The sequence below is a fragment of the Acuticoccus yangtzensis genome, from assembly GCF_001927245.1.
GTDB lineage: Bacteria > Pseudomonadota > Alphaproteobacteria > Rhizobiales > Amorphaceae > Acuticoccus > Acuticoccus yangtzensis.
Map to the genome: position 1 here is coordinate 196,477 of NZ_MJUX01000006.1, position 25,702 is coordinate 222,178.

General features: G+C 70.2%; 22 protein-coding genes and 1 other RNA gene. 11 read left to right on the forward strand and 12 right to left on the reverse strand.

Annotated elements, in window-relative coordinates; translation table 11 throughout:
* The first annotated feature begins 79 nt into the window (after positions 1-79).
* A complete protein-coding gene (locus BIX52_RS15660) occupies positions 80-1,003 on the forward strand; it encodes a TraB/GumN family protein (protein WP_075222020.1) in 924 nt (307 codons plus the stop codon).
* A 100-nt stretch (positions 1,004-1,103) separates the two neighbouring features.
* On the opposite strand, the gene BIX52_RS15665 is transcribed toward BIX52_RS15660, so the two are convergent.
* Entirely contained in the window at positions 1,104-1,580 is a 477-nt protein-coding gene (locus BIX52_RS15665) for a DUF2244 domain-containing protein (RefSeq protein ID WP_075222021.1), read from the reverse strand.
* A gap of 1,029 nt (positions 1,581-2,609) precedes the next feature.
* Here BIX52_RS15665 and BIX52_RS15670 point away from each other — a divergent pair.
* The 6 genes from BIX52_RS15670 (at position 2,610) to recR (ending at position 7,991) form a co-directional block, all read left to right on the forward strand.
* Positions 2,610-4,424, forward strand: a complete 1,815-nt coding sequence (locus BIX52_RS15670; protein ID WP_211098189.1) for an ABC transporter permease — start codon at positions 2,610-2,612, stop codon at positions 4,422-4,424.
* Positions 4,421-5,098, forward strand: coding sequence for an ATP-binding cassette domain-containing protein (locus BIX52_RS15675; RefSeq protein WP_075222022.1), 678 nt, complete (start codon positions 4,421-4,423; stop codon positions 5,096-5,098). Before BIX52_RS15670 ends, BIX52_RS15675 begins: the two co-directional genes overlap by 4 nt.
* Positions 5,099-5,119: 21 nt before the next feature.
* Positions 5,120-5,209, forward strand: an RNA gene (gene ffs / locus BIX52_RS15680) — signal recognition particle sRNA small type.
* 89 nt (positions 5,210-5,298) lie between these two features.
* Entirely contained in the window at positions 5,299-6,996 is a 1,698-nt protein-coding gene (locus BIX52_RS15685; protein ID WP_075222023.1) for a DNA polymerase III subunit gamma/tau, read from the forward strand.
* Position 6,997: 1 nt separating this feature from the next.
* Positions 6,998-7,324: a YbaB/EbfC family nucleoid-associated protein gene (locus BIX52_RS15690; protein ID WP_075222024.1), complete on the forward strand. Its 327-nt coding sequence runs from the start codon at positions 6,998-7,000 to the stop codon at positions 7,322-7,324.
* 64 nt (positions 7,325-7,388) lie between these two features.
* The gene (recR, locus tag BIX52_RS15695; RefSeq protein ID WP_075222025.1) at positions 7,389-7,991 is read left to right on the forward strand and encodes a recombination mediator RecR; all 603 of its coding nucleotides are present in this window, start codon (positions 7,389-7,391) and stop codon (positions 7,989-7,991) included.
* A gap of 340 nt (positions 7,992-8,331) precedes the next feature.
* Here the strand turns inward: recR and BIX52_RS15700 are convergent, their stop codons facing one another.
* Positions 8,332-8,820, reverse strand: coding sequence for an SH3 domain-containing protein (locus tag BIX52_RS15700; protein WP_205647778.1), 489 nt, complete (start codon positions 8,818-8,820; stop codon positions 8,332-8,334).
* A gap of 169 nt (positions 8,821-8,989) precedes the next feature.
* Here BIX52_RS15700 and BIX52_RS15705 point away from each other — a divergent pair, with 169 nt between their 5' ends.
* Together BIX52_RS15705 and BIX52_RS15710 are read left to right on the forward strand one after the other, a co-directional pair.
* A complete protein-coding gene (locus BIX52_RS15705; protein ID WP_083660332.1) occupies positions 8,990-9,997 on the forward strand; it encodes a 2-hydroxyacid dehydrogenase in 1,008 nt (335 codons plus the stop codon).
* A 339-nt stretch (positions 9,998-10,336) separates the two neighbouring features.
* Positions 10,337-10,831 carry an AprI/Inh family metalloprotease inhibitor gene (locus tag BIX52_RS15710; protein WP_083551409.1) on the forward strand — a complete coding sequence of 165 codons (495 nt, stop codon included), beginning with the start codon at positions 10,337-10,339 and terminating at the stop codon, positions 10,829-10,831.
* Between the two features lie 79 nt (positions 10,832-10,910).
* Here the strand turns inward: BIX52_RS15710 and BIX52_RS15715 are convergent, their stop codons facing one another.
* Positions 10,911-12,182, reverse strand: a complete 1,272-nt coding sequence (locus BIX52_RS15715) for a hypothetical protein (RefSeq protein ID WP_075222029.1) — start codon at positions 12,180-12,182, stop codon at positions 10,911-10,913.
* Between the two features lie 198 nt (positions 12,183-12,380).
* Positions 12,381-13,685 (reverse strand): ATP-dependent protease ATPase subunit HslU, encoded by a 1,305-nt coding sequence (gene hslU / locus BIX52_RS15720; protein WP_075222030.1) that lies wholly within the window; start codon positions 13,683-13,685, stop codon positions 12,381-12,383.
* A 151-nt stretch (positions 13,686-13,836) separates the two neighbouring features.
* On the opposite strand from hslU, the gene BIX52_RS15725 reads away from it, so the two are divergent.
* On the forward strand, positions 13,837-14,313 hold the full coding sequence (locus tag BIX52_RS15725; RefSeq protein ID WP_205647765.1) for a DUF421 domain-containing protein: 477 nt from the start codon (positions 13,837-13,839) through the stop codon (positions 14,311-14,313).
* A gap of 3 nt (positions 14,314-14,316) precedes the next feature.
* Here BIX52_RS15725 and hslV read toward each other — a convergent pair whose 3' ends face one another.
* The 6 genes from hslV to BIX52_RS15755 all read right to left on the reverse strand — a co-directional run bounded on the left by hslV (position 14,317) and on the right by BIX52_RS15755 (position 23,408).
* Positions 14,317-14,874 carry an ATP-dependent protease subunit HslV gene (gene hslV, locus BIX52_RS15730; RefSeq protein ID WP_075222032.1) on the reverse strand — a complete coding sequence of 186 codons (558 nt, stop codon included), beginning with the start codon at positions 14,872-14,874 and terminating at the stop codon, positions 14,317-14,319.
* Positions 14,875-14,991: 117 nt separating this feature from the next.
* Positions 14,992-15,591 (reverse strand): class I SAM-dependent methyltransferase, encoded by a 600-nt coding sequence (locus BIX52_RS15735; protein ID WP_083551411.1) that lies wholly within the window; start codon positions 15,589-15,591, stop codon positions 14,992-14,994.
* 222 nt (positions 15,592-15,813) lie between these two features.
* The gene (dnaJ, locus tag BIX52_RS15740) at positions 15,814-16,962 is read right to left on the reverse strand and encodes a molecular chaperone DnaJ (protein WP_075222033.1); all 1,149 of its coding nucleotides are present in this window, start codon (positions 16,960-16,962) and stop codon (positions 15,814-15,816) included.
* A gap of 408 nt (positions 16,963-17,370) precedes the next feature.
* Positions 17,371-19,287, reverse strand: coding sequence for a molecular chaperone DnaK (gene dnaK, locus BIX52_RS15745; protein WP_075222034.1), 1,917 nt, complete (start codon positions 19,285-19,287; stop codon positions 17,371-17,373).
* A gap of 177 nt (positions 19,288-19,464) precedes the next feature.
* Entirely contained in the window at positions 19,465-22,587 is a 3,123-nt protein-coding gene (locus BIX52_RS15750; RefSeq protein ID WP_075222035.1) for a cytochrome b/b6 domain-containing protein, read from the reverse strand.
* 212 nt (positions 22,588-22,799) lie between these two features.
* Complete coding sequence (locus BIX52_RS15755) at positions 22,800-23,408, reverse strand: YceI family protein (RefSeq protein ID WP_075222036.1); 609 nt, start codon at positions 23,406-23,408, stop codon at positions 22,800-22,802.
* A 260-nt stretch (positions 23,409-23,668) separates the two neighbouring features.
* On the opposite strand from BIX52_RS15755, the gene BIX52_RS15760 reads away from it, so the two are divergent.
* Positions 23,669-24,283, forward strand: a complete 615-nt coding sequence (locus BIX52_RS15760; protein ID WP_075222037.1) for an alpha-ketoglutarate-dependent dioxygenase AlkB — start codon at positions 23,669-23,671, stop codon at positions 24,281-24,283.
* Positions 24,284-24,287: 4 nt separating this feature from the next.
* Here the strand turns inward: BIX52_RS15760 and BIX52_RS15765 are convergent, their stop codons facing one another.
* Positions 24,288-24,926, reverse strand: coding sequence for a CPBP family glutamic-type intramembrane protease (locus BIX52_RS15765; RefSeq protein ID WP_075222038.1), 639 nt, complete (start codon positions 24,924-24,926; stop codon positions 24,288-24,290).
* Positions 24,926-25,594, reverse strand: a complete 669-nt coding sequence (locus BIX52_RS15770; protein ID WP_075222039.1) for a TenA family protein — start codon at positions 25,592-25,594, stop codon at positions 24,926-24,928. The genes BIX52_RS15765 and BIX52_RS15770 overlap by 1 nt, the downstream gene beginning before the upstream one ends.
* Positions 25,595-25,702: the final 108 nt, after the last annotated feature.

Below are 25,702 nucleotides of genomic sequence, written 5' to 3' on the forward strand. Positions count from 1 at the left end.
CGGGCGGGCGTCGCGCGCCGTCTATGGTGCGCTGGCGGCGGCGCTCCTCGCCGTCGCCCCGGCGGCGGCCGAATGCGGCGTGCCACCGGGTGATGCGGCGCTGCTGTCCGCGCCGGTCACCGCCGCGGCGCTCGACCGTGCGGCGGAGACGATGCCCAACGCTTCGGGCCGCCTGTGGCGGGTGGAGACCGACCCGCCGTCCTACCTCGTCGGCACGTTTCACGTCCCCGTCGGAGGGATCGATACGCCGGGGCCCCTCCTCACCCACCTCGTGGGCGAGGCGCGGGGCCTCCTCGTCGAGCTCGAGACGGACACGCTGGACGAGGAGTTCGCCCGCTGGTCCGCCGACCCCGCAAACGTGGTGCGCCAAGACGGGGCGCGCCTGACCGAGGCGATGAGCGAGGACGAGCGCGCCCACGCGGCGGCCGTTCTGTCGCGCTACGGCATGCCGCTGGTGGTGGCCGAGACGCTGCGGCCGATGATGCTGATCGGCCTTCTCAGCGTGCCGCCCTGCGCGATCGACGCGGTGAGCCGCCCCGGCCTCGACGCGCGGCTGCAAGGCATCGCCCGCGCGAACGGCGTTCCCGTGACGGCGCTGGAGACGGTGGGCGAGCAGGTGACCGCGCTCGACGCCGACCCCGAGGCGAGCATGCAGATCCTGCGCATGATGCTGGCCCAGAGCGGCGACGATCTGACGACCTGGTTCACCAACCTCGCCCTCTACCGCACGCGCCACATCGGCGCGATGTGGACCTACGGGCTGGCGCTGGCGGCCGATGTCCTCGGCGAGGAGGAGGCCGAGGCGTTGTCGGCGGTGTTCTGGAACCGGATCGTCGCCGCCCGCAACAGGCGCATGGTGGAGCGGGCGGCTCCCGCTCTGGCCGCGGGCGGTGTGGTGATTGCGGTGGGTGCGCTGCATCTGCCGGGCGAGGACGGGCTGGTGGCCCTGCTGCGCGCCGCCGGTTTCGCCGTGGTGCCCATGAAGGAGCCGCCGCCGCGCTGACGCCCCCGCCTGCACCCGCGCCGGACTGCCCTTTGCACGTCGGGGCGCCGGCTTAACGGCCGCGGCCGGCCGCAGGCGCGCGGCCGTCCACCCGGCCCGCTCAAACGCCGCGTTTGCTGCGGATGAGCGCGTCGGCGAAGGCGTCGGCGAAAGTGGCGCGGTCGCCGGGGTTCAGAAAATCGCCGATGACGATGGACCGGCCGTGCGAGCCGACGCGCAGGCGCACCACCTCTTCCTCGCGCCGGTTGATGGTGATGCGCGCCCATGCGGTGTGGAAGCGGTGCTCGCTGACCCTGCCGCCGGGCGACACCTTGCGCACGACCACCTCGTCCTGGGTGACGGTGACTTCCTCGAACGCCTTGCCGGAGCGGTAGGAGAGGTGGAAGGCGCCCCACACGAGCAGGATGTCGAGGACGGAGAAGACGGCGACGGGCCAGGCGCCGAGGGCGAGGGTGCGCAGCGCGGCGAAGCCGAGCGTGCCGCCGACGATCACCATCAGCACCGCGAAGCCGCGCCGCGAGAGCGAGCGGTGGGGGAAGAGAACGGCGTGGAAGGGCGCGGTCTCGTGCGTGAGCATGGCCCCAATATAGCGTGCCCTCCGCGCCACGGCGATCCGGCCCCACCAAAGGCATAACCGCTCCGCGCCAGAAGGTGGTCCGCGCCGCAGCCCGTTGCGGCGCGCGGCCTGACACCCAAGGTGACGCCGCCGCCGCTCTCGCCTCTTTTACAGCCCCCTAACCCGGCCCCGCACCGCAGACGCGCCCATGGGCCGTGCGCGCGGCTCGCGAAGGAGCGCTGCGCCCCAACTGCCACGATGTCGCAGGATCGATGACCCACGCCTGAGTTGGCGCAGCTCGGGAACGCCGCGCCTCCGGACGCGGCCGCGCCCATGGCCCGCACGAGCACCCCTCCCCACGAAGCGCTACAGCGCCCCGCCAGCCACGACGCCGCACATACAATCCCCCGTGCCTGAAGTGTCGCAGCTCGGGAACACCGCGCGTCCGAACGCTGCCGCGGCCACGGCCCGCACGAGCACCGCCGCCCACGGAACGACGCAGTGCCCGCCAGCCACGATTCCGCAACGACAATCCCCCATGCCTGAAGCGTCGCAGCTCGGGAACGCCGCGCCTCCGGACGTTGCCGCGGCCACTCCCCGCACGAACACCGCCGCCCATGGAACGACGCAGAGCCCGCCAGCCACGATGCCGCAACGACAATACCCAATGCCTGAAGCGTCGCAGCGCACCAAGGAGGCGGCCGTGCCCATAGCCCGCACGAAATCCGCCGCCTCCCCGAGGCACCCAGCGCCTCACCACCCAAGGCGCCGCAGAACCGCTCGCCCACGCCTAAGGTGCCTAAGCTTTGGACGCCGCTCCCCGGACAAAGCGGCGCCCACAAGCACGCCGTCCGCCCGCCACGCTCGCACATGGCAGCGCCCCAAAATATGTGTTGATCCCGGAAGGCGCGGCAGCGACGGCGGGAGGTGGTTCGGCCGGTCCGCCGCGGCGCTGTGGCATCGCGCCGCGCCGCTCCACTCTCTTTGCGGCTTGGGCGGGACGTGGCATCGCGCCGTGCCGCTCCACTCTCTTTGCGGGGTGGGCGGGACGTGGCATCACCGGCGGGCCGCGACAAGGTCTGGCCCGCCGCAGACGCCAGCCGCCGCCGTAGGAGGAACGTCACCATCGAGCCGACCGGCACCCTGCACGCCCTCCCCGCATCCGGCGCCGGACGCCGCACGCCCGGCCGAGGCCACGGGCTGACGGGCGCCGTGGTCGCGGGGTGGGCGGTCAAACTCGTCATCGTGGTGCCGGTGGCGGCGGGGCTTCTCGGCGTGCTTCTCCCGGCGTTCGGCTATTTTCCGGCGGCGGGATCGGCAGCGCTCAGCCTCGCCCCGTTCGCGGCGCTCGCCGAATGGCCGGGCCTTGCCCGCTCGGCCGCGCTGTCGGCCGGCACCGCCTTCGCCGCGACGGCACTCTCGGTGGTGGCCGCCGCGCTGATCCTCGCCGGCACGTTCGGCACGCGGGCGATGCGGATCGCGGATCGCGCGCTCGCCCCGCTCTTGTCGGTGCCGCACGCGGCGGCGGCGCTGGGCTTCGCGATGCTCTTCGCCCCGTCCGGGCTCCTCTTGCGCGCCCTCTCGCCCGGCATCACCGGGTTCACCGCACCGCCCGACATCGCCCTCGTCAAAGACCCCTACGGCCTCGCCCTCACCGCGGCGCTGGTGCTGAAGGAGACGCCCTTCCTGGTCCTGATGGGGATCGCCGCACTCGGCCAGACCGAGGCGCCCTCCCGCGTCGCCCTCGCCCGCTCGCTGGGCTACGGGCGGATGGCGGCCTTCCTCCACGGCGTCTGGCCGCTGGTCTACCGGCAGATGCGCCTTCCCATCCTCGCCGTCCTCGCCTTCTCGGTGTCGGTGGTGGACGTGGCGCTGATCCTCGGCCCCACCCGCCCGCCGACGCTCGCGGTGCGCGTCCTCACCGCCCTCTCCTCGCCCGACATCGCCGCCTGGCTGACCGGATCGGCGGGCGCGGTGCTGCTGCTCGCGCTGATGGCGGGCCTCGCCCTCGCCTGGGCCGGGCTGGAGCGGGCCGCTGGAGCCGCCGCCGCACGCCTTCGCCGCAGCGGGCGGCGCTGGACGCACGACGCCCCCGCCCGCGCCGCCGCACTCGCCCTCGCGGCGCTGTTCGCGGCCATCATGGCGGCAGCGACGATGGCGCTGGCGGCCCAGTCGGTCGCCGGATACTGGCCGTTCCCGGACCTCGTTCCGCCGAACCCCAGCCTCGCCACATGGGTCGAGCGCCTGCCGCAGCTCTGGCCGGCCCTCGTCACCACGCTCACCGTCGCGCTCGGCGCCACGGCGGTGGCGATGCCGCTGGCGGTGACGCTTCTCGCCAGCGGTGTGCGCACGGGCCGGGCGATCTATGTGCCGCTGGTGGTGCCGCAGGTCGCCTTCCTGTTCGGCATCTCCACCCTATCCATCGGCCTCGGCGTCGCGCCGGGGCTCGTCCCGATCGTCTTCGCCCATGCCCTCTTCGCGCTCCCCTACGCCCTCATCGCCCTGGCCGGACCCTGGCGCGCGCTGGACCCCGGCTATGAGCGCCTCGCCCGCAGCTACGGCGTCGCCCCGTGGCGGCGCTTCGTGACGGTGCGGCTCGCCCTCCTCTCGCGCCCGCTGGCGGTGGCGGCGGCGCTTTCGGTGGCGGTCAGCGTAGCGCTCTACGTCCCGACGCGGCTCGTCGGCGGCGGCACGGTCGTCACCATCACCACCGAGGCGGTGGCGACCGCGACCGGCGGGGACAGGCGCCTCGTCGCCATCCTGGCATTGGTGCAGCTCGCCCTCCCCTTCGCCGCCTTCGCCTTGGCGCGCGGGATACCGGCGGCCCTGTTCCGCCACCGCGCCGGCATGGGCGGGCGGGTATGACGGACACCCCCGCACGAAGCGGCCTCGTCGCCGACATCCACGTTGCGCTGTCCGGGCGCGAACTCGCCAGCCTCGCGGCCGCCGTCGCGCCGGGCGAGGTCCTCTCCGTCATCGGCCCGTCGGGCGCCGGAAAATCCACGCTGCTCCTCGCGATCGCCGGGCTGTTGCAGCCGCCCTTCACCGTCACCGGCCGGCTGTCGCTGGGGTGCGAGGACATCGCCGCCCTGCCGGCCGAGCGGCGCGGCATGGGCCTCATGTTCCAGGACGCGCTCCTCTACCCGCACATGTCGGTGCTGGAAAACGTGATGTTCGCCGTCCCGCGCCGCGCGGAGGGCCGCCGCCTGCCGCGGGCCGAGCGCCGTGCCCGCGCCGCCGCCCACCTCGCCCGCACGCAGATGGCCGGGACCGAGACCCGCGACCCCGCGACGCTGTCGGGCGGCCAGAAGAGCCGCGTCGCGCTAGCCCGCACCCTCGCCTCGGCCCCGCGGGCGCTGCTGCTGGACGAACCGTTCGCCGCCCTCGACCCGGCGCTGAGGGCCGACGTTCGGGCTATGGTGTTCACACTCGCCCGCGAAGACGCGCTTCCCGTTGTCATGGTGAGCCACGATCCTGCGGATGCGGAGGCCGCGGGGGGCAAGATCGTCGAGATCCGGCCTTGCCAAGAGGGGTCATGATATTGATATAGGGCGTTGGGAGGTCGGCGGTGGACGGACCCTTCGCCAACCGGGTCAGGTCGGGAACGAAGCAGCCCTAACGATTCCGGTCCGGGTCATTCGCCGGCCTCCTTCTCATCGCCCTTCGGTGTCGCGCCTTGAGGTGCCGCACCGCGCGGCGCCTTATTCTGGATCGTGCCTGCCTCAGGCCGGAGCCTCGCTTGTCCGACAGCCCCGTTTCGAGCGCATCGCCCTACACGGTCCTCGCGCGTAAATATCGCCCGAGCCATTTCGGCGAACTCATCGGCCAGGCGCCGATGGTGCGCACCCTCAAGAACGCCTTCGCCCACGACCGGATCCCCCAGGCGTGGATGCTGACCGGCGTGCGCGGTGTCGGCAAGACGACCACCGCCCGCATCCTCGCCCGCGCGCTGAACTACGAAAAGGACGGCGTGCGCAAACCCACGGTGGATTTCACCGAGCGGGGCGACCATTGCCAGGCCATCATGGAAGGCCGCCATGTCGACGTGATCGAGATGGACGCCGCCTCCCACACCTCGATCAACGATATTCGCGAGATCACCGACGCGGCGCGCTACAAGCCCGTCTCGGCGCTCTACAAGGTCTATATCATCGACGAGGTGCACATGCTGTCGACGGCGGCCTTCAACGGCCTGCTGAAGACGCTGGAAGAGCCGCCCGAGCACGTCAAATTCATCTTCGCCACCACCGAGATCCGCAAGGTGCCGGTGACGGTGCTGTCCCGCTGCCAGCGGTTCGACCTGCGCCGAATCGACGCCGCGGAGCTGACCGAGCATCTGACCAAGGTCGCCGCCTCCGAAGGCATCACCGCCGAGGACGAGGCGCTGCGGCTGATCTCCCGCGCGGCGGAGGGCTCGGTGCGCGATTCCCTCTCCCTGATGGACCAGGCGATCAGCCACGGCGGCGGCGTCATCTCCGCCGAAAGCCTGCGCGACATGCTGGGCCTCGCGGACCGGGCGCGCACCGTCGACCTGTTCGAGCTGATCATGAGGGGTGACCCGGCCGGCGCGCTGGCCGAACTCGCCGCGCAGTACGAGGTCGGCGCCGACCCGGCGGTGGTGCTGTCCGACCTCGCCGCCTTCACGCATCAGGTGACGCGCCTCAAGGTGACCAACGGCCCGCCCGACGCCGGCGAGCCGCAAGACGTGCGCGAACGCGCCGCCGGATTCGCCGAGACGCTGGGCATGGCCGCTTTGTCGCGCATGTGGCAGGCGCTTCTGACCGGCATTCAGGAGGTGCAGTCTGCCCCCAAGCCGATGATGGCGGCCGAGATGGTGCTGATCCGTCTGTGCTACATGGCGAGCCTGCCGGACCCCGACCGCCTGCCCTTGTCGGACGCGCCGCAGGCCCCCGGCGGCGGCGCGGCGCGAACGCCCGGCAGCGCCGCGCGAGGGCCCGCCCGCGGTCCCGCGGCGACGCAGCGCGCCCGCCCCGCCGTGTCCGAGCGTCCCGCGCCGAAGTCCTTCGCGGACGTGGCCGAGCTGATGGGCTCCCACTCGCTGATCCTGAAGAAGGCGGTGGAGCAGGACATGCGGCTGAAGAGCTTTGCCCAGGGCCGCATCGAGGTGTCGCTGACGGACAGCGCCAACGCCGCCGCGGCAGGCCAGCTCGGCGCCAAGCTGACCGAGGTGACGGGCGAGCGCTGGATCGTCTCGGTGAGCGACGGCGCCACAGGACCGACGCTTTACGAGGTGCGCGCCGCCGAGCAGCTTCGCCTGAAGGCCGAGGCGGAGACCGATCCGCTGGTGAAGGCGATCCTGGAGCGCTTCAGCGACGCCGAGATCAAAGAAGTCCGCAAACATGACGGCCCCGACGACGCCGCCGAGGGTGACACGACACCCGGCGAGCAGCACGGCCGCACGCACCGAAAGGATTGAGATGGACCTTTTCAAGATGATGGGCAAAGCCCGCGAGATCCAGAGCCGGATGGGCGATCTTCAGGAAGAGCTGAAGACCATCGAGGCGTCGGGTGAATCGGGTGCCGGCTCCGTCAAGGCGACGATGAACGGCGCCATGGTGCTGACCGCGCTTTGGATCGACCCGGCGCTGATGAAGCCGGACGAGAAAGAAATCGTCGAGGACCTGGTCATGGCCGCCGTGGCCGATGCGCAGGCCAAGGTGCAGGGCCTGGTGCAGGAGCGCACGCAGGACCTGATGGGCGACCTCGGCCTTCCCCCCGGCATGAAGCTGCCCTTCGGCGGCTGACCCGTCCGACCGGCCGCCGAGCACCCCGCGTGCGGCGGCCGATCTTTTTCCCGGAGAGCGTTGCGTGGCGGTTGCCGGCCCCGAGATCGAGCGTCTGATCGCGCTTCTGGCGAAGTTGCCGGGGCTTGGCCCCCGCTCGGCCCGCAGAGCCGCGCTGCACATGGTGAAGAAGCGCGAGGTGCTGCTGCACCCTCTCGCCGCGGCGATGGCGGAGGTGGGCGAGCGTGTCGGCCTCTGCTCCATCTGCGGCAATGTCGACACGTCCGACCCCTGCACCGTCTGCGCCGACGCCTCGCGCGATCCCGCGCTTCTCGTCGTGGTCGAGGACGTCGGCGATCTGTGGGCGCTGGAGCGTGCGGCGGTTCTGCGCGCCCGCTATCACGTTCTGGGCGGCACGATCTCGGCGCTGGACGGGTTGGGGCCGGATGACATCGGCATCGGCAAGCTGGTGGAGCGGGTGGCGGACGGTGGCATCGCCGAGGTGCTCCTGGCGCTGAACGCCACGGTGGAGGGCCAGACCACGGCCCACTACATCACCGAGCGGCTGGAGCCGACGGGCGTCACCATCTCGCGCCTCGCGTCCGGTGTGCCGATCGGCGGCGAACTCGACTATCTGGACGAGGGCACGCTCGCGGCTGCGATCAACCAGCGCCGCCCGTTCGGCTGATTTTCGACAGCATCACGGATCTGAAGGCTGGCGGCGGGGTCAAGATCCCGCCCGGACCGGCGCGCGGTCCGCTTCTTCAGCGGACGAGCACGGGGAGGACGGTGGTCTTGACGCCGTCGCGCGCCTTCACAGCCTTGCATCAGGTGTTCAGTCTCGGGCTTCTGCAGCCCGAACTGAACGCCTGCCCGCTGGCGAGCCCCAATTCCGCTGTTGCGCAGTCGAGCATGATGGATCCTGAAATCGGCAACAGCCGACTTCAGTGGGAGCGCGAGGGGGGAACTCCCCTCGTTGAGGCGCCTCCGCCAATCTAGCGCCGGAACTTGCGCGAGCCCGCCCCGCCTCAATCCACCGTTTCGCTCGGGTATACGCCCCACAGGGTGCGCTGCGGCACCATGCCTTGCCAGTTGGCGCCTTCGATGGCGCACCATGCCCCGTCGCATCGCTTCACGTCGGCCAGCACGAAGGGCTGCAGGTAGGCGACCGGGTCGGCGCTCGGGCTCGGCTCGCGCAGCAGCGGCACCGTCTCGGTGTCGGACCACGGCGCCACCAGGGCGGTTCGCTTGCCGGACAGGAGCGAGCGGTGGATCCACCCCTCTTCGCCCTCAGAATCGCGCACACGCCGCCAGTTGCCGTATTCGCGCACGATCTCCACCGGCAGGCCGCGCTTATTGAAGATCCACTTGATCTTGTACGACGGGCCAGGCCCCACCCGCACGTTGACCGTCCCCGCCGACAGGCTGACGAAACGCGGCAAGGGCAGGCCGCTGGGGCCGGTCTCCACAGGCTCGGCCGCCGTGGACGGAAGTGCGGAGATGATGGCGAGACCCATGCCAAAGGCCAGGGCCACAGTTGCGCGAGAAAATGGGATAGGCTTCATCGTTCCCTCTTTGGCGGGGACCGATAAGGTGGCATCGAACCGGTTGCGGCATCGTTAGCAAGACCGGCCGCTTCGTCGGAACAGGCGGACCCGCCGGAAGGGCGGGGTGATGAGGAGCGATATGTCGACCAGCGTCATCGTCACGCGCAAGCTGCCGGAGCCGGTCGAAGAGCGCATGGGCCAGCTTTTCGACGTGAAGCTGAATGCCGACGACCGGCCGATGACCCAGGCCGAGCTGGTGGAGGCGGTGCGCCACGCCCGCGTCCTCGTGCCGACCATCACCGACAGGATCGACGCGGCGGTGCTGGAGCAGTCGGGGCCGCAACTCGGCCTCATCGCCAACTACGGCAACGGCACCGACAATATCGACATCGAGGCCGCGGCGGCGCGCAAGATCCTCGTCACCAACACACCGGGCGTGTTGACCGAGGACACCGCCGACATGACGATGGCGATGATCCTCGCCCTCCCGCGCCGCATCGTCGACGGCGTGGAGGTGATGCGGGACGGCGGCTTCCACGGCTGGGCGCCGACGTGGATGATGGGCAACCGCGTGTGGGGCAAGCGCATCGGCATCGTCGGCATGGGGCGGATCGGCACCGCCGTCGCCCGGCGCGCGAAGGCGTTCGGCATGTCGGTGCACTACCACAACCGCCGGCCCGCGGCGCCGTCCATCGTCGAGCCGATCGGCGCGACCTACTGGCAGAGCCTCGACCAGATGCTGGCGCGGATGGATTTCGTCAGCATCCACTGCCCGCAGACACCGGCGACCTTCCACCTTCTGTCCGCCCGCCGCCTGGCGCTGATGAAGCCGGACGCGATGGTGGTGAACCTCGCCCGCGGCGACATCGTCGACGAAGACGCGCTGATCCGCATGATCGAGGACGGCAAGCTGGCGGGCGCGGCGCTCGACGTGTTTTCCAACGAGCCGGAGGTGAACCCGAAGCTCATCGCGCTCGCCAAGGCGGGCAAGGCGCTGCTCTTGCCGCATATGGGGTCCGCCACGCGCGAAGGGCGGATCGACATGGGCGACAAGGTGATCATCAACATCCGCGTTTTTCTGGACGGGCACAGGCCGCCGGACCTCGTCCTGTCGCAGCCGCCGGTGCACCGTCCGCTGTCGGCGTGAGGCGGCCGCCGCCGACGGCCGCGCGGCGGTGCCGAGGGTGGGTGTGTGCATGATGGTGCCGAAACGGCCGTCGAAGCGCCAGCGAATTTGCCCTCCCCCCTTCAACCGCGCCCCGCGTTAACGGTATATCGACAGGTCCGGGCCGACACGGTTAGAGGACCGTCGTCGTGCGATGCGCCGCGCCGATGGGTGACACGCGCTCGGAACCTGCCGGTGTCCCGTACCGGCGTTGAATGCCAGAGGCCTGAAGGGGCAAATGTGATGATCGAGTACCGTTCCACGCCGCGGGCATTGCACCTCGCGATGGTTGGCGCCCTGACACTTGCCGCAGGCGGCTGCATGACGCAGCGCACGCAGACCATCGCCTCGGTGCAGCCGGCCCCGTCGCGCCCGGTGCAGCAGGCGCCGCTCGCCCCGCCGCCGACGCTGGAGCCGGTCCAGCCGGAGGTGCCGGAAGCGCCGATCGCGTCCGAGCCGCTGCCGGGCACCGAACCGAACTTCGGCGGCGGCGTGCAGACGGCAGCCGCGACGCCCGCCCCGTCCGGCGTCAGCGTCGGCCGCACGGATCTTCTCGGCGGGTGGACCATCTCGTCCGGCGGCGCGAGCTGCCAGCTCTTCATGTCGCTGACGACGTGGACGGGCGGCTACCGCGCCTCCACGCGCGGCTGCTCGGCGCCGTCGCTGGCCGGCATCGCCGCGTGGGACCTGAACGGCAGCACGGTGACGCTGAAGGGCGGCGACGGTTCGACGCAGGTCGCCACGCTGCGGGCCGACTCGGCGCAGAGCTTCTCCGGCTCCACGTCCGACGGCGCGGGCATCACCGTCTCACGCTGAGGCCGGCCCGGGCGCGCCCCGTTGCGGCGGGGCGCCCGCGGTTCAGCGCGGCGCAAGCCGGTCAGCGCGAGAGCCGCGTTCAGCGGAAGAGGACCAGCGCGGGCGTGCCGAGATGCTGGTCCTTCACGGGCAGCGCCATCACGCCCGACAGGTCCGGGAACGGCACCACGCGGTCGATGATCGCGGCGGCGCGGGCCATCTCGTTCAGCATCGCCTCGGACACGGTCACCTCGAAGCGGCGGCGCTTGGTGGACCAGGCGAAGACGTCGCCGGCCCTGTAGGACGGCGCGTTGAGGATCATCGGCAGCGTCGGCACCGGGGCCGGCCCCTGGCGCGTCATCAGGCCGATGCCGGGTGAATTGACGACGATCGCCGCATCGAACCCCTTCGCCTCGGCGTCCAGAAGCCGCTTGGCGGTGGAGACCTGATCGCTGATATGGGCGAGCGACCCCTCCGGCAGCGTGCCGAAGTCGTAGGCGCCGAAGTCTTCCTCCGAGAAGGTGTCGCGGGCGATGGCGCGGGCCAGCTTGTCGGCGTCCCGCGCCAGCGCCACCACCTTGGCGGTCGAGGTCGCGTAGGCGGCGGCGACGGCGTCCGCGCTGGCCCCGGCGAGGGCGATCAGTTTCGGCTCCAGCAGCGACACCAGCACCGCGGTCGACACGAAGTCGTCCTCGTGGAAGGTCGGGCTCTGGGCGTGCTCGCGGGTGAAGTCCAGCGTCTTGGCGATGGCGGAGCGATAGGCGTCGGTCACCGCGCCGCCGGTGGCGATATATTGGCGGAAGTGCGCTTCGGCGGTGTCGATGGCGGCGGCGAGCAGGCGCTCGGCGAGGTCCGGCGCGATGTCGACCGACGGCGCGCTCGCCGGGGACGTGCGCATGTAGGGATTGGGCACGCGGCGGCGCCTGCGCGGTGCATCCGGCGCATCGTCGCCCGTGGCGGCGGCGGCGGGCGCGGCCGGGGCCGGGGCGGCCGCGATGACGGCTTCGGCGGCCGGTGTCAGCGGCGGCGCGGTCAACGGCTCGGCGGCTCCTGCACGGGCGGCCTGGCGGGCGGCACGGTTCGCCTGCTTCTCGGCGCGTGTGGCTTGCTTTTCGGCGCGGGCGAGTTGCTTTTCGGCCCGCATGCGTTGGCGCGCGGCGCGCCGTTCGGCCTTCTCCGCACGGGTCAGGCGCTGCCCCTCGGGGCGCTCGACCTTGCCGGGACGTTCGCCCTTGCCGGGACGCTCGGCCTTGCCGGGGCGCGAAGCGCGCGCGCCCCCCGCTTCGGCCGCATCGCGTCGGCGCGGCCGTTCCGCGCCGGCAGCGCCAGGGCGGCCGCGACGGGGCGCAGTCAGATCGTCCTCGTTGCTCACCAGCGGCCTCTCACAACGCTCGGGCAGCCGGGCCGCCCTCCTCGGAAGTCACAGCGCAAGGGCGAATCACCCGGCAAACTGGACGGTTCTTCGCCGATACCATGGCTCGCGCGGAGGGGTCCACGGCGGCGGCGCGCCATGGCCGCCGCCCATCCCCATAAACCGCCGCCCGCGCCCACGGATGCGCCGCGCCGCCCATTAGAGGATGAAGCGCGACAGGTCGGCGTTCTTGGCGATCTCGGCCACGCCGGAGCGCACGTAGTCGCCGTCGATCGTCAGCGTCTCGCCCGCGCGGTCGGTGGCGGTGAAAGAGATCTCGTCCAGCACCCGCTCGATCACCGTCTGCAGCCGCCGCGCGCCGATGTTCTCCACCGTGGCGTTGATGTCCACCGCCACCTCGGCCAGCGCGTCGATCCCGTCCGGCGTGAAGTTCAGCGTCACCCCCTCCGTCGCCAGAAGCGCCGAGGATTGCTTGATCAAGGACGCCTCCGTCTCGGTCAGGATGGAGCGGAAGTCCTCCTTGGTGAGCGGCTGAAGCTCGACGCGGATCGGCAGGCGGCCCTGCAGCTCCGGCAACAGGTCGGACGGCTTCGACACGTGGAACGCGCCGGACGCGATGAAGAGGATGTGGTCCGTCTTCACCTGGCCGTACTTGGTGGTGACGGTCGTTCCCTCCACCAGCGGCAGCAGATCGCGCTGCACGCCCTCGCGCGAGACGTCGCCGCCCGAGCGGTCCGAGCGCACGGTGATCTTGTCGATCTCGTCCAGGAAGACGATGCCGTTCTGCTCCACCTGGCGCAGAGCCTCCTGGGTGAGCTTGTCGGTGTCGAGCAGCTTGTCGGACTCCTCGGTGATGAGGAGCTCGTAGGAATCGCGCACGGTGGTGCGGTGCGTCTTCTTCTGCTGGCCGAACGCCTTGCCCAGCATGTCGGACAGGTTCATGACGCCGATGTTGCCGCCCGGCATGCCCGGAATGTCGAAGTTCGGCATCGACGGTGCGGCGGAAATCTCGATCTCGATCTCGCGGTCGTCCAGCTCGCCGTTGCGCAGGCGTTTGGAGAAGCTCTCCTTCGTGCCCGGCGAGGCGTTCTTGCCGACGACGGCTTCCAGAACGCGCGCCTCGGCCGCGGCGTGGGCGGTGGCGCGCACCTCCTTGCGGCGCCGCTCGCGCACCTGGGACAGCCCGATCTCGACGAGGTCGCGCACGATCTGCTCGACGTCGCGGCCGACATAGCCGACCTCGGTGAACTTCGTCGCCTCGACCTTGATGAAGGGCGCGTTGGCGAGCTTGGCGAGGCGGCGCGAAATCTCCGTCTTGCCGACGCCGGTGGGGCCGATCATCAGGATGTTCTTGGGCATCACCTCGTCACGCAGCTCTTCGGAAAGCTGCTGCCTGCGCCAGCGGTTTCGAAGCGCGATGGCGACGGCGCGTTTCGCCTCCTTCTGGCCGATGATGTAGCGGTCCAGCTCGGAGACGATCTCGCGGGGTGAAAAGTCGGTCATGGTGTTCCTTTCCGACGGCGGACCGTGGTCCCGCCGTGCGCCGCCCTGACGGCACGGCAATTCGACTGCAACGCAACCAACGGCGGCCGCGCCGCGTTCACGTGGCATGCTTGATCTATATTCTGACGCGCCGCGGGTCGTACAAGTGGCGATGCTCGCCGTCGCATCCTATGCGGCACTCGTCGTTCTCCTGAGGATCAGCGGGAAACGGACGCTCACCGACCTCAACGCATTCGACTTCGTCGTGACGGTGGCGCTCGGCTCCGTTCTCGCGACGACGATCCTGTCGCCGAGCGTCTCCCTGTCGCACGGTCTCGCCGCGCTTCTGGCGCTCGTCGTGTGCCAGGCGGTCGTCGCCTTCGCCGGCGCCCACTCCGCCGCCGCACGGCGCGCGGTGAAGTCGGAGCCGACGCTGGTCGTGCGGGACGGCGTGCTTCTCACCGAAGCGATGCGCGCCGCCCGCCTGTCCGAAGCCTCCGTGCTCGCGGCCGTGAGGTCGGCGGGATATGCGGGACTGTCGGGCATCCACGCCGTGGTGCTGGAGACGAACGGCGCGCTCAGCGTGATCACGCACGCACCGGCCGGTGACGGGTCCGCGCTGGCCGCGGTGCGCCAGCCTGGCGTCTGACCATCAGGCGGCAGCGTCCAGGCTTTCGACGATGACGCTGTCGTTGGTGTAGACGCAGATTTCCGCGGCGATCGCCATGGCGCGGCGGGCGATCTCCTCGGCGCTCATGTCGGTGTCGGCGAGCGCGCGGGCGGCGGCCAGCGCGTAGGTGCCGCCGGAGCCGATGCCTGCGATGCCGGCTTCCGGCTGCAGCACGTCGCCGTTGCCGGTGATCACCAGCGTTTCGTTGGTGTCGGCGACGATCATCATGGCTTCGAGGTGCCTGAGGTAGCGGTCGGTGCGCCAGTCCTTGGCGAGTTCCACGGCGGCGCGCATGAGCTGGCCCGGATACTGCTCCAGCTTGGCTTCGAGGCGTTCCAGCAGCGTGAAGGCATCGGCCGTGGCGCCGGCGAACCCGGCGATGACCTTGCCGCCGCCGATCGGCCGCACCTTGCGCGCCGTGCCTTTGACGACCGTGTGGCCCATCGTGACCTGGCCGTCACCGGCGACGACGACCTTGTCGCCCTTGCGCACGGTGACGATCGTCGTCCCGTGCCAGACGGCGTTGTTCGAGTCTGTCATGTCCTGAGATACCGTTGTCATTCGGGCCTGATATGGGCAACCGTGACGCGGCAAACAACCGAGGGGCGGACAGGTGCGCCGCCGCGGCCGGGCCGCGATACGGCGGGTCGGGATGCCTCAGGCGGCGACCGCGGCCACGCCCTCGTCGGACCGGTAGGCCCACACGCGCGCCGGCGGCAGATTGGCGATGACCCAGCGCGAGGTGGACCAGGTGATGCCGACGAGGCCCTTCACCGCCGGAACCAGCGCGTAGGAGAACTGGATGAACGGGGCACCCGGCGACATCGCGGCCATCGCCGCGGACATCAGCGCCTGACGCTCCGGCAGCGGCCGCGTGAAGAGCGGCAGACCGGATACGACCGAGGCCACAGGCGGGTTGCCGAGGTCGTCCAAAACGTCGCCGAGCGCGTAGGCGTTGCCTTGCACCACCGTCGCCTGCGGAAAGCGCTCGCGCAGCAGGGTGCAGAACTCGGACGAATATTCGATGAGGAGGAGGCGCTCCTGCGGGACGCCGCGCTCCACCAGCGCCTGCGTCACCGCGCCGGTGCCCGGCCCCAGCTCGACGATGACGCCCGGCCGGTCCAGCTCCACGTAGCCCGCCATCAGCCGCGACAGCTCCTGCCCGGACGGGGCGACAGCGCCGGTCTTCAGCGGGCTCTCGGCCCATTGGCGCAGGAAGCGCGCTTCGTCGAGGACGCGCGACTGCACGCGGCGCAGCTTGGCGCGCGTTGTGTCGGAGGGGCGCAGCTCCGCCTCGGTGCGCCGGGCGAGCGCCCGCAATTCTTCCACGATGCGGAGCTCGCGGGTTGCGTTGACCCCTTCGGCGCGCTTCTGCTTCAAGTTCTGCATCTCTTGCGTCAGGCGCGTGTGCATCTCGCGCGCGCGTTGCCGTGCTTGGTCAATCATGGGGGCTCCGCTCACCGCAGGGGTCCGCTGCCGCTATTGGGACAGGTTCTCGAAAAACTCACGGGCACGGGAGAAGAACCCGTGACTCTCCGGATGGTTCTCATTCGAGGACAGTTCTTCGAATTCGGTTAAGAGCTCGCGCTGACGGCGGGTCAGTTTCTGCGGCGTCTCGACCACCACCTGGATGTACATGTCGCCCGTCTGCGAGGAGCGCAGCACCGGCATGCCCTTGCCGCGCAGGCGGAACTGGCGCCCGGTCTGCGTCGCCTCGGGGATCTTCACCTTGGCCTTTTCGCCGTCGATGGACGGCACCTCGATGGATCCGCCGAGCGCCGCGCGCGCCATGGAGATGGGCACGCGGCAGTAGAGGTCCGCCCCTTCGCGCTGGAAGAAGTCGTGCGCCTTGATGGTGAGGAAGATGTAGAGATCGCCCGGAGGCCCGCCCATCACGCCGGCCTCGCCGTCACCCGCGAGGCGGATGCGCGTGCCGTCCTCGATGCCGGCGGGAATCTCCACCGACAGCTCGCGCTCCTTGGAGACGCGGCCGGAGCCGCCGCAATGGGCGCACGGGTCACGCACGACCTGGCCGCGGCCGGAACAGGTGACGCAGGTGCGTTCCAGCGTGAAGAAGCCCTGGCTGACGCGCACGCGGCCCGCACCGTGGCAGGTCGGGCAGCTCACCGGCTCGGTGCCCGGCTTGGCGCCGGTCCCGGTGCACACGTCGCACGTGGCGCTGGTCGGAACGTTGATGGTGACGCGCTTGCCGCGGAAGGCGTCTTCCAGGCTGATTTCGAGGTTGTAGCGCAGGTCCGAGCCGCGGTGCCGCGCGTTGCGGCCACCGCCGCCGCCGCGCGCTCCGCCGAAGAACTCGTCGAAGATATCGCTCATCGCCGAGGCGAAGTCGTTGCCGAAACCGGGGCCGCCGGCGCCGCCGCCACCCATGCGCCCGTCGAAGGCGGCGTGGCCGAAGCGGTCGTATGCGGCGCGCTTCTGCGGGTCACGCAGGATGTCGTAGGCCTCGGTGCACTCCTTGAACATCACTTCGGCTTCGGCATCGCCCGGATTGCGATCCGGGTGATACTTCATGGCCAGCTTGCGATAGGCACTCTTAAGGCCCTTCTCGTCCACCGTCCGAGAGACCTCGAGGAGCTCGTAGTAGTCGCGCTTCTGAGTGGTTGCCATCGCTCTTCTTAGATTAACTCATGCATTGTCATCAATGGAGACGGACCCTGCGGGATCCGCTGGGGAGACATGCGCACGGATGAAAAGGCGTTGCCGGGTCCGGCCCGGCGGTGCTGCGCGCCGAGCCCAGCACGGCGGTGCTGCGATGCCCTGCCGGGTGCGCATCCGCCAAGGGCGGACGGGGCGGCGCGTGAGGCGGCGCAGAAGAGGGAGGATCGCGCCGTGCGCGCCGGGGTCCGGTCGATCGCTGCGCCGCCGAAGCGTGTGCCGCGAGACGCGGTCCCGAAAGGTGCGCCACAGGACGGCGCCGATCCGGAGCATCCGGCCCCATGAGAAAGGGTGCGGCCCCTGAGGACCGCACCCGCCGTGTCATGTGTCAGGCCGGTTTTCACCATGCCCTCCGGCGGCTCAGGCCGAGCGCTTGCGATCGTCGTCCGACACTTCCTCGAAGTCGGCGTCGACGACATCGTCCTTCTCGGCGTCGGCACCGGGGGCGCCGGGGCCCTCGCCGCCATCGGCCTGGGCGGAGGCGTACATCGCCTCGCCGAGCTTCATGGACGCCTGGGCGAGCGCCTGGGTGCGCTGCTCGATGGCGGCCGGATCGTCACCCTCGAGCGCGGTCTTCAGGTCGGCGATGGCCGCCTCGACGGTCGACTTGTCCGAGTCAGCAATCTTGTCGCCATTCTCGGCGATCATCTTCTCGGTCGAGTGGATCAGCGCCTCGGCCTGGTTCTTGGCCTCGACGAGAGCGCGGCGCTTCTTGTCGTCCTCGGCGTGGGACTCGGCGTCCTTCACCATCTGGTCGATGTCGGCGTCCGACAGGCCGCCCGAGGCCTGGATGCGGATCTGCTGCTCTTTGCCGGTGCCCTTGTCCTTCGCCGAAACCTGAACGATGCCGTTGGCGTCGATGTCGAAGGTCACTTCGATCTGCGGCACGCCGCGCGGTGCGGGCGGAATGCCGACGAGGTCGAACTGGCCGAGCATCTTGTTGTCGGCGGCCATCTCACGCTCGCCCTGGAAGACGCGGATCGTCACGGCCGACTGGGAGTCCTCGGCGGTCGAGAAGACCTGGGACTTTTTGGTCGGGATCGTGGTGTTCCGGTCGATCAGTCGGGTGAAGACACCGCCCAGCGTCTCGATGCCGAGGGACAGCGGGGTGACGTCGAGCAGCAGAACGTCCTTGACGTCGCCCTGCAGGACGCCGCCCTGGATCGCCGCGCCGATGGCCACGACCTCATCCGGGTTCACGCCCTTGTGGGGCTCCTTGCCGAAGAAGTTTTTGACCGCTTCCTGAACCTTGGGCATGCGCGTCATGCCGCCGACGAGAACAACCTCGTCGATCTGGCTCTGGGACAGCTCGGCGTCCTTCAGCGCGGAGCGGCACGGTGCGATGGTGCGCTCGACGAGATCCTCGACCAGGCTTTCCAGCTTGGAGCGGGACAGCTTCATGGTGAGGTGCTTCGGGCCGGACTGGTCGGCGGTGATGAACGGCAGGTTCACCTCGGTCTGCGTCGCGGACGACAGCTCGATCTTGGCCTTTTCCGCAGCCTCTTTCAGGCGCTGAAGGGCGAGCTTGTCCTTGCGCAGGTCGATGCCCTGCTCCTTCTGGAACTCCGACGCGAGATAGTCGAGGATCCGCATGTCGAAGTCTTCGCCGCCGAGGAAGGTGTCGCCGTTGGTCGACTTCACCTCGAACACGCCGTCGCCGATTTCCAGGATCGACACGTCGAACGTGCCGCCGCCGAGATCGTAGACGGCGATCGTCTTGCCGTCCTTCTTGTCGAGACCGTAGGCGAGCGCGGCCGCGGTCGGCTCGTTGATGATGCGCAGCACTTCCAGACCGGCGATCTTGCCGGCGTCCTTGGTGGCCTGGCGCTGGGAATCGTTGAAGTAGGCCGGGACGGTGATGACCGCCTTCTCGACCGTCTCACCGAGATAGGACTCGGCGGTTTCCTTCATCTTCTGCAGGATGAAGGCGGAGATCTGCGAAGGAGAATAGTCCTTGTCGCGCGCCTTCACCCAGGCATCGCCATTGTCGGCCTTGACGATCTGGTAGGGGACGAGACCCTTGTCCTTGTCGACGGTGGGGTCCTGAAAGCGGCGGCCGATCAGGCGCTTGACCGCGAAGAGGGTATTCTCGGGATTCGTCACCGCCTGGCGTTTGGCCGGCTGGCCGACGAGGCGCTCACCATCCTCCGTGAAGGCGACCATCGACGGGGTGGTGCGCATGCCCTCGGCGTTCTCGATGACCTTGGCGCTCTTACCGTCCATGACGGCGACGCAGGAATTGGTCGTCCCGAGGTCAATGCCGATGACTTTGCTCATGTTCTCTCCTTCGTGGCGGACCGGCGGGACCCGCTCGCGGCGTCCCTCACACTCGCGCGACCGGTCCCCGGTTCGCGTGACAGACATCGGGGGCCGCAAAAGGCCCCCTCACACTGTGCAGATATAAGGAGAGTGGCCGGGCGCACAAGTCGGTCGGCGCGCCCTATCACAATCGTGTCAGAGCCTGTCTGCTATGATCCTGAAGCGTACGCCCACCTCCGGCGATATGGTGCCGCCCTTCGGATCGCTGCTCGCGCCGACCTTGTAGTCGAGCCGGCGCAGCGCCGTGCCGCCCTCGGCCACCGCCCGGTCGCCGTCGATGTCGAGGCTGAAGGTAAGCTCCACCCGCCGCACCACACCGCGCAGGGTGAAGGGCCCCTCCGCCGCGTAGGTGGCCTCGCCGGTCCGGCGGATCGTCTCGGACGTGAAGGTTGCCGGGACGCCTGATGCGGCGGCCAGCCCGTCCGGCCCTGTAATCTGCGACAGCGAGAGGTCTCCGGTGGCGATCAGCGCGCTGTCGAGGTCGACGCTGACGGCGATCGACGACGCGGCGAGGTCGTCCGGGTCGAAGGCGATGCTCGCGGAGAACTCCTCGAACTGGCCGACGACCTGGGCGGACTGGTAGCCGAACGCAAACGCCAGCGTGCTCTGTTCGGGGGCCAAGGCCCATTGCGACACGCCGGCGGCCTCCGGCGCGGCCTCTACGGCGGCGACCGTCTCTGGGGCTGCGGCCGGAGCTTGCGCCGGAGCACGAGCCGCCTCCGCGTCCGTGCCCGCGTCCGCCTCCAGGTCCGCGTCCGCTGCCATGGCCGCATCGTCCTGCGAGGCCGACGCGGCCGCGGGATCGACAGGGCCGGCGGCCGGCGCGGGATCAGCGACCGGCCCAGGATCGCCAGCCGGCGCGACATCGGCGCTTGGTGCGGGACCGCCGGCCGGTGCGGGTTCGGTTCCCGGCGCGGGTTCGGTGGCCGGTGCGAGTTCGGTTGCCGGTGCGGGTTCGTTGGCTGATGCGGGTTCGGTGGCCGATGCTGGTTCGGTGGCCGATGCGGGTTCGGTTGCCGGCGCCAGATCCGCGGCCGGTGCGGCTACCATCACCTCGGGCCCGTCGTCCGCGACGGCGGCATCGCGCGCTTCGGCGGTCTGCGGCACGTCGGCAGCTCGCGGTGCGAGGGCGGGGGCCTCGTCCGTCATCTCGTCGACGGACGGCATTTCGGCATCCGACCCATCCGTCACGCTGCCGGGTGGCGGATCCATGGTCGCCACCACGGCGGCGGCCACTTCCGGCTCACTCGGCTCCGCTGTTTCGAGTGCGGGAGCCTCGTCCGGTGCCACGGCCTCCGGTGTGACGGGCTCGGCAGAAGCGTCCATTTCGGCCACCACCGCGGCGGCAGACTCCGGCTCCCTCGGCTCGGCAGTTTGCAAGGCGGGAGCCTCGTCCGGTGCCTCGGCCTCCGGGGCGGCGTGCTCGGCGGCGGGATCCATCTCGGCCACCACCGCGGCGGACGCCTCCGGCTCGCTCGGCTCGGCAGCTTCCAACGCCGGAGCCTCTTCCGGTGCCTCGGCGTCCGGCACGGCGGGCTCGGCGGCGGGATCCATCTCGGCCACCACCGCGGCGGACGCCTCCGGCTCGCTCGACTCGGCAGTTTCCAAGGCCGGAACCTCGTCCGGTGCCTCGGCCGCCGGTGCGGCGGGCTCGGCAGCGGTGTCCATGTCCGCCACGACGGCGGCGGTCGGCTCGGCCTCGCTCGGCTCAGCTGTTTCCAGCGCCGGGGCCTCGTCTGTCGCGTCAGCCTCCGGCGTGGCGGGCTCGGCGGCGGGATCTACCTCGGCGATCACCGCGGCGGACGCCTCGGTATCGCTCGGCTCGGCAGCTTCCAACCCCGGAACCTCGTCCGGTGCCTCGGCCTCCGGGGCGGCCGGTTCGGCGGCGGGATCCATCTCGGTCACCACTGCGGCGGACGCCTCCGGCTCGCTCGGCTCGGCAGTTTCCAAGGCCGGAACCTCGTCCGGTGCCTCGGCCTCCGGGGCGGCGGGCTCGGCAGCGGCGTCCATGTCCGCCACCACGGCGGCGCCGGTTTCGGCCTCACTCGGCTCGGCTGTTTCCAACGCCGGAGTCTCGTCTGTCGCTTCAGCCTCCGGGGCGGCGGGGTCCGCCTCGGCGACCACGGCGGCCGCCGGCTCGGAGTCGCTCGGCTCGGCCGTCTCCAGCGTCGGGGCTTCGTCCGGGGCCTCGGCCTCCGGAGCGGCGGGTTCGCCGGCGGGATCCGCCTCGGCGATGACGGTGGCGGCGGGCTCGGGCTCACTCGGCTCGGCCGTCTCCAGCGCCGGGGCCTCGTCCGGCGTCGCGGCCTCCGGGGAGGCGGCAGCGGCCTGCGGGGCCGTGGCAGGCGCCGCGGCTACCGGCGCTTCCGCAGCGGGGCCCGTCGCCAAGCCCGGCACGGCGGACGACCAGTCGAACCCGCCCGCACCGGCGGAGGCGCCGTCCGTCACCGCAGCATCCGCGAGCCCTCCGGGTGCGATCGCGGCACCCGATGCCAGAACGCTGCCCTGGTCGGGCGACACGCCCCCAAAAAGCTCACCCGACGATGCCCGCGCCTCACGCGCATTATGGCGCGCGATCCCGGCCGAACCGATGATCACGCCGCCCACGACGAGCGTCGTCACCACCGTGGTCGCATGGCCGTAGGCGTTGCGCGGCCCGTCCCCTCCGGACACCGGCAGCATGCGCCTCAGATAGGCCTTGTCCGCCAGATGATGCTTCACCGCGCCCGCGATGTGGAGGAGCACAAGGACACCCATCGCATAGGCCAGAATCTCGTGGGTCTCTGCAGCGATACCTTCGACGAGCTCACGGCTCTGCGCCCCCAGCGCGCCGAGGCCCGGCAGATGCGGCCACGGCAGCCAGGTTTGACCGTAGAGGATCGTCTCGATCTGGATCGGCGACACGGTGATCACCACCCAGCCCGCCAGAGGGATCGCGAGAAGGAGGACATAGAAGGCCTTGTGCACGACGCCGGCGATCACGCGGTCCCGCCGGCTGACGCTGGCCGGCTCGACCGGCGGCGGATTGAACACCCGCCACACGATCCGCGCCACGGTGAGGAGCAGCACGGTCGCGCCCAGGCTCTTGTGGAGCTGGAACAGCCAATATTGCGTCGGCGATCCGGCCGAAACGAGCGCACCCATCGCCCAACCGCCGGCGATCTGAGCGATCACCAGAAACGCAATCGACCAGTGCAGCAGGATCGCGACCGTGGTGTAGCGCGAGGCCTTGAAAGGGGGAACGGTGGTTGTCGGCACGGGGCACTCAACTCCACATCGGCCGCGCACGGCCTCGAACAATGGCCGCATGCGGCGCTCGGAACATCGGCACGGCCCGACGCGCTCGGACCACCCCACTCATCGCACAAAGTCCGCTCCGGGCCACCGTCGACGGCGCCCGAAGCGGAGTCGCATCATGCCGGCAAAGCTTTGCCAACTGGTTTGCCCGCGCCGCAACGGCGCCGGACAGATTATTGTGGCAGGAATTCGGCCTGAATTTCGATCGACACCGCGTCGGACACCGGGCCGAGCAGGCCTTCGTTGCCCCACTGCGAACGGTTCAGCGTGCCGGTAGCCGAGATGCCGAAGGCCGGAACGCCCGCCATCGGGTGGTTGGCCGCCTGGTTCAGCGTCGCCTGCAGCGTAACGGGGTGCGTCTGACCGGCGATGGTCAGGTCACCGGTGATCTCGGCCGTGTTCTCGCCCGTCACCTCGATGCCGGTGGAGACGAAGGTGATTTCCGGATACTCGGCCGTGTTCATGAACATCGCCGACTCGATCTCGCCGTCGAAATCGGTCTCGTTCGGATGGCCCGTGGTCACCCCCTGGCCGTCGACCGTCACGTTCAGGCTCGACTGGGCGACGTCGTCCGCGTCGAGTTCCACCGTCGCCGCGATGCCGCCGCGGGCGAAGGAGCCGGTGTAGGTCGAAAATCCGAGGTGGCTCACCTTCCACAGGATCGACGTGTGGGTCGGGTCGTTGACGTAGGTGCCGGACGGGATGTCCAGCGTCTCGGCCATGGCCGGGGCGGCGAGGCCGAAGGTGACGGCAGCGGCGGCCGCAGCGAGGAAATGGCGCATCTCAGTCTCCAGGTGTCGGTGACGCGGCACGTCACCTGCGGTGTGAACATGGGGCGCGGGACCGTCCCCGCGCCGACCGCGCAACACCTAAGAGATTGGATTTGCGCCGAAAGAGGGCACCTTCAGGTGACCTGCGTCCCGCCGAGGTAACAAATGGGGCGATCCGCGGCATACGCCGGCGACAAAAATTTGCGTTCGCCTGCGGGATCGGGCAGAGGTCGCGCCACATGCCTGTCCCGTACAACCGAGGTGGTGAGCCTATGGCCGATGTCATCGAGGCCGACGGACTTGCGATTCTGCCCGGCCGGATCACGCCCGCGGAACAGCGCGCGCTGGCCGAGGACATCCGCAAGATCATCAAGAAGGCGCCGCTGTTCCAGCCGGTCATGCCGCGCACGGGCAAACCCTTCTCGGTGGAGATGACCAATTGCGGCCCGCTCGGCTGGGTGTCGGACCGCGCCGGCTACCGCTATCAGCCCAACCACCCGGTCACCGGCCGCCCCTGGCCGGCGATCCCCGAGCGCCTGGTGAAGCTGTGGCAGGACCTCGGCGCCCCGGCCGAGCCGGAAGCCTGCCTCGTCAACATCTACGCCGAGGGTGCCCGCCTCGGCATGCACCAGGACCGCGACGAAGCGACCTTCGACGCACCCGTCGTCTCCGTCTCGCTGGGCGACACGGCCGTCTTCCGCCTCGGCGGGACCGAGCGGCGCGGCCCGACACGCTCCGTACGCCTCGCATCCGGCGACGTCGTCGTGTTCGGCGGACCGTCGCGCCTCATCTATCACGGTATCGACAGGGTGCTGTCCGGCTCCTCCCGCCTTATCGACGGGGGCGGGCGCATCAATCTCACGCTGCGGCGCGTCAACCCGTTCTGACGGCTCACATATTGGCGGCGAGAAGACCCGGCATCGCCACCATGTTGACGATGACGTGGCCGACGATCGGCCACCCCACCGCCCCGGTCCAGAAGGCGGCGACGGCCCAGACCGTCCCCAGCACCGCCGTCCCGAAGACGACGGTGACGGCGCTTTCGCCGAAGGTGACGCCCGCCGCCAGCATCAACGGGATGTGCCACAGCGCGAACAGCCACACGCCCACCGCCTGGATCAACGGATTGCGCCGCGCCACCGAAAGATAGGCCCCGCGCCATGCGAATTCCTCAAGCGGCGCATTGATGAAGGCGAGCAGCGCGCCGAGGGCGAGAAGCTCCAGCGGCACGTCGGCGAGCCCCTTCGTCAGCCCATAAGCCACATAGGAAAGCGCCTGCACCAGCACGACGACCGGCACCCACACGGCCCGGCCGACACGCAGCGACATCCCTCGCGCGAACGCGCCCGACAGCAAGCCGACAGGCACGCAGAACAACACCCAATAAAGCGCCAGAACGGTCAGATAGCCGGCGAGGCCGCCGGGCCAGATCGCGGTGAGCACCGGCACCGCGACGAAGGCCGCCGCGATGAGGCCGGCCCCGGCGAGGATCAGCCGTCCCGATGTCAATCTCAGGCGGCCGGTGTCCATCAGAGCGGCCAGTCCGCCCGGCGATAGGCCGAGTCCCAGAAGAGATATTCGAGCTGCGTCGCGGCGTTGTAGGCAGACAGCATCTTTTCGCGCGTGTCGGCGGTCGCGGCGGCGGCGGCCTCGTCGGTGGCCATCTTCATGCCGTCCACCGCCTCGTGAAAATGCGGGTCGTTGTAGGTGTCGATCCACGCTTGATAGGGATTGTTCTGCGCCGCGCGGCCGTGGATGTCGCGCCCCACTTCGGCATAGATCCAGAAGCACGGCAGCAGCGCCGCGAGCAGGATCTCGTAAGGTTCGGCGAAGGCGGTGGCGATCAGATAGGACACATAATGATGGCACGCGGGCGAAACCGGCGTGTCCGCGAAGGCGCCCGCCGTGATCCCCCACTCCTTGAAGAACGACCCATGCAGGGCGCGCTCGACCACGATCGCCTCGCGTGCGGCGTCGGAAAATTGAACGATCCTGTCTGGATGAGGGGCCTTGGCCGCAGCGAGCGCCAACGCACGCCCGAAGCCGACGAGATAGTGCGCGTCCTGGACCATGTAGTGCTCGAACGTGTCGCGCGGCAGCGTTCCCTCGGCCAGCTCCGCGTTGAAGGGCATGGTGCGGATGGTCTCATAGGCCGCCGAATTGCGGGCCCAGGCCGTTGCGGAAAAGCCGGTCGTCATAAGGCGCACATCATTCCTGTTGTGGCGGGGATCGTCGCCGGCGCGACCATCGCGCCGACGTCCATCAGACCTCGCCGGCCGCACGCACGGCGCGGCTGAGAAGAACTT

Bases quoted from the DNA above. Each gene is read 5' to 3' on its own strand.
- BIX52_RS15665 (WP_075222021.1), bottom strand. From the start codon at position 1,580: ATGCTCACGCACGAGACCGCGCCCTTCCACGCCGTTCTCTTCCCCCAC.
- BIX52_RS15675 (WP_075222022.1), top strand. From the start codon at position 4,421: ATGACGGACACCCCCGCACGAAGCGGCCTCGTCGCCGACATCCACGTT.
- BIX52_RS15690 (WP_075222024.1), top strand. From the start codon at position 6,998: ATGGACCTTTTCAAGATGATGGGCAAAGCCCGCGAGATCCAGAGCCGG.
- BIX52_RS15700 (WP_205647778.1), bottom strand. From the start codon at position 8,820: ATGGGTCTCGCCATCATCTCCGCACTTCCGTCCACGGCGGCCGAGCCT.
- BIX52_RS15705 (WP_083660332.1), top strand. From the start codon at position 8,990: ATGTCGACCAGCGTCATCGTCACGCGCAAGCTGCCGGAGCCGGTCGAA.
- BIX52_RS15710 (WP_083551409.1), top strand. From the start codon at position 10,337: ATGACGCAGCGCACGCAGACCATCGCCTCGGTGCAGCCGGCCCCGTCG.
- hslU (WP_075222030.1), bottom strand. From the start codon at position 13,685: ATGACCGACTTTTCACCCCGCGAGATCGTCTCCGAGCTGGACCGCTAC.
- BIX52_RS15725 (WP_205647765.1), top strand. From the start codon at position 13,837: ATGCTCGCCGTCGCATCCTATGCGGCACTCGTCGTTCTCCTGAGGATC.
- hslV (WP_075222032.1), bottom strand. From the start codon at position 14,874: ATGACAGACTCGAACAACGCCGTCTGGCACGGGACGACGATCGTCACC.
- dnaJ (WP_075222033.1), bottom strand. From the start codon at position 16,962: ATGGCAACCACTCAGAAGCGCGACTACTACGAGCTCCTCGAGGTCTCT.
- dnaK (WP_075222034.1), bottom strand. From the start codon at position 19,287: ATGAGCAAAGTCATCGGCATTGACCTCGGGACGACCAATTCCTGCGTC.
- BIX52_RS15755 (WP_075222036.1), bottom strand. From the start codon at position 23,408: ATGCGCCATTTCCTCGCTGCGGCCGCCGCTGCCGTCACCTTCGGCCTC.
- BIX52_RS15760 (WP_075222037.1), top strand. From the start codon at position 23,669: ATGGCCGATGTCATCGAGGCCGACGGACTTGCGATTCTGCCCGGCCGG.
- BIX52_RS15765 (WP_075222038.1), bottom strand. From the start codon at position 24,926: ATGGACACCGGCCGCCTGAGATTGACATCGGGACGGCTGATCCTCGCC.
- BIX52_RS15770 (WP_075222039.1), bottom strand. From the start codon at position 25,594: ATGACGACCGGCTTTTCCGCAACGGCCTGGGCCCGCAATTCGGCGGCC.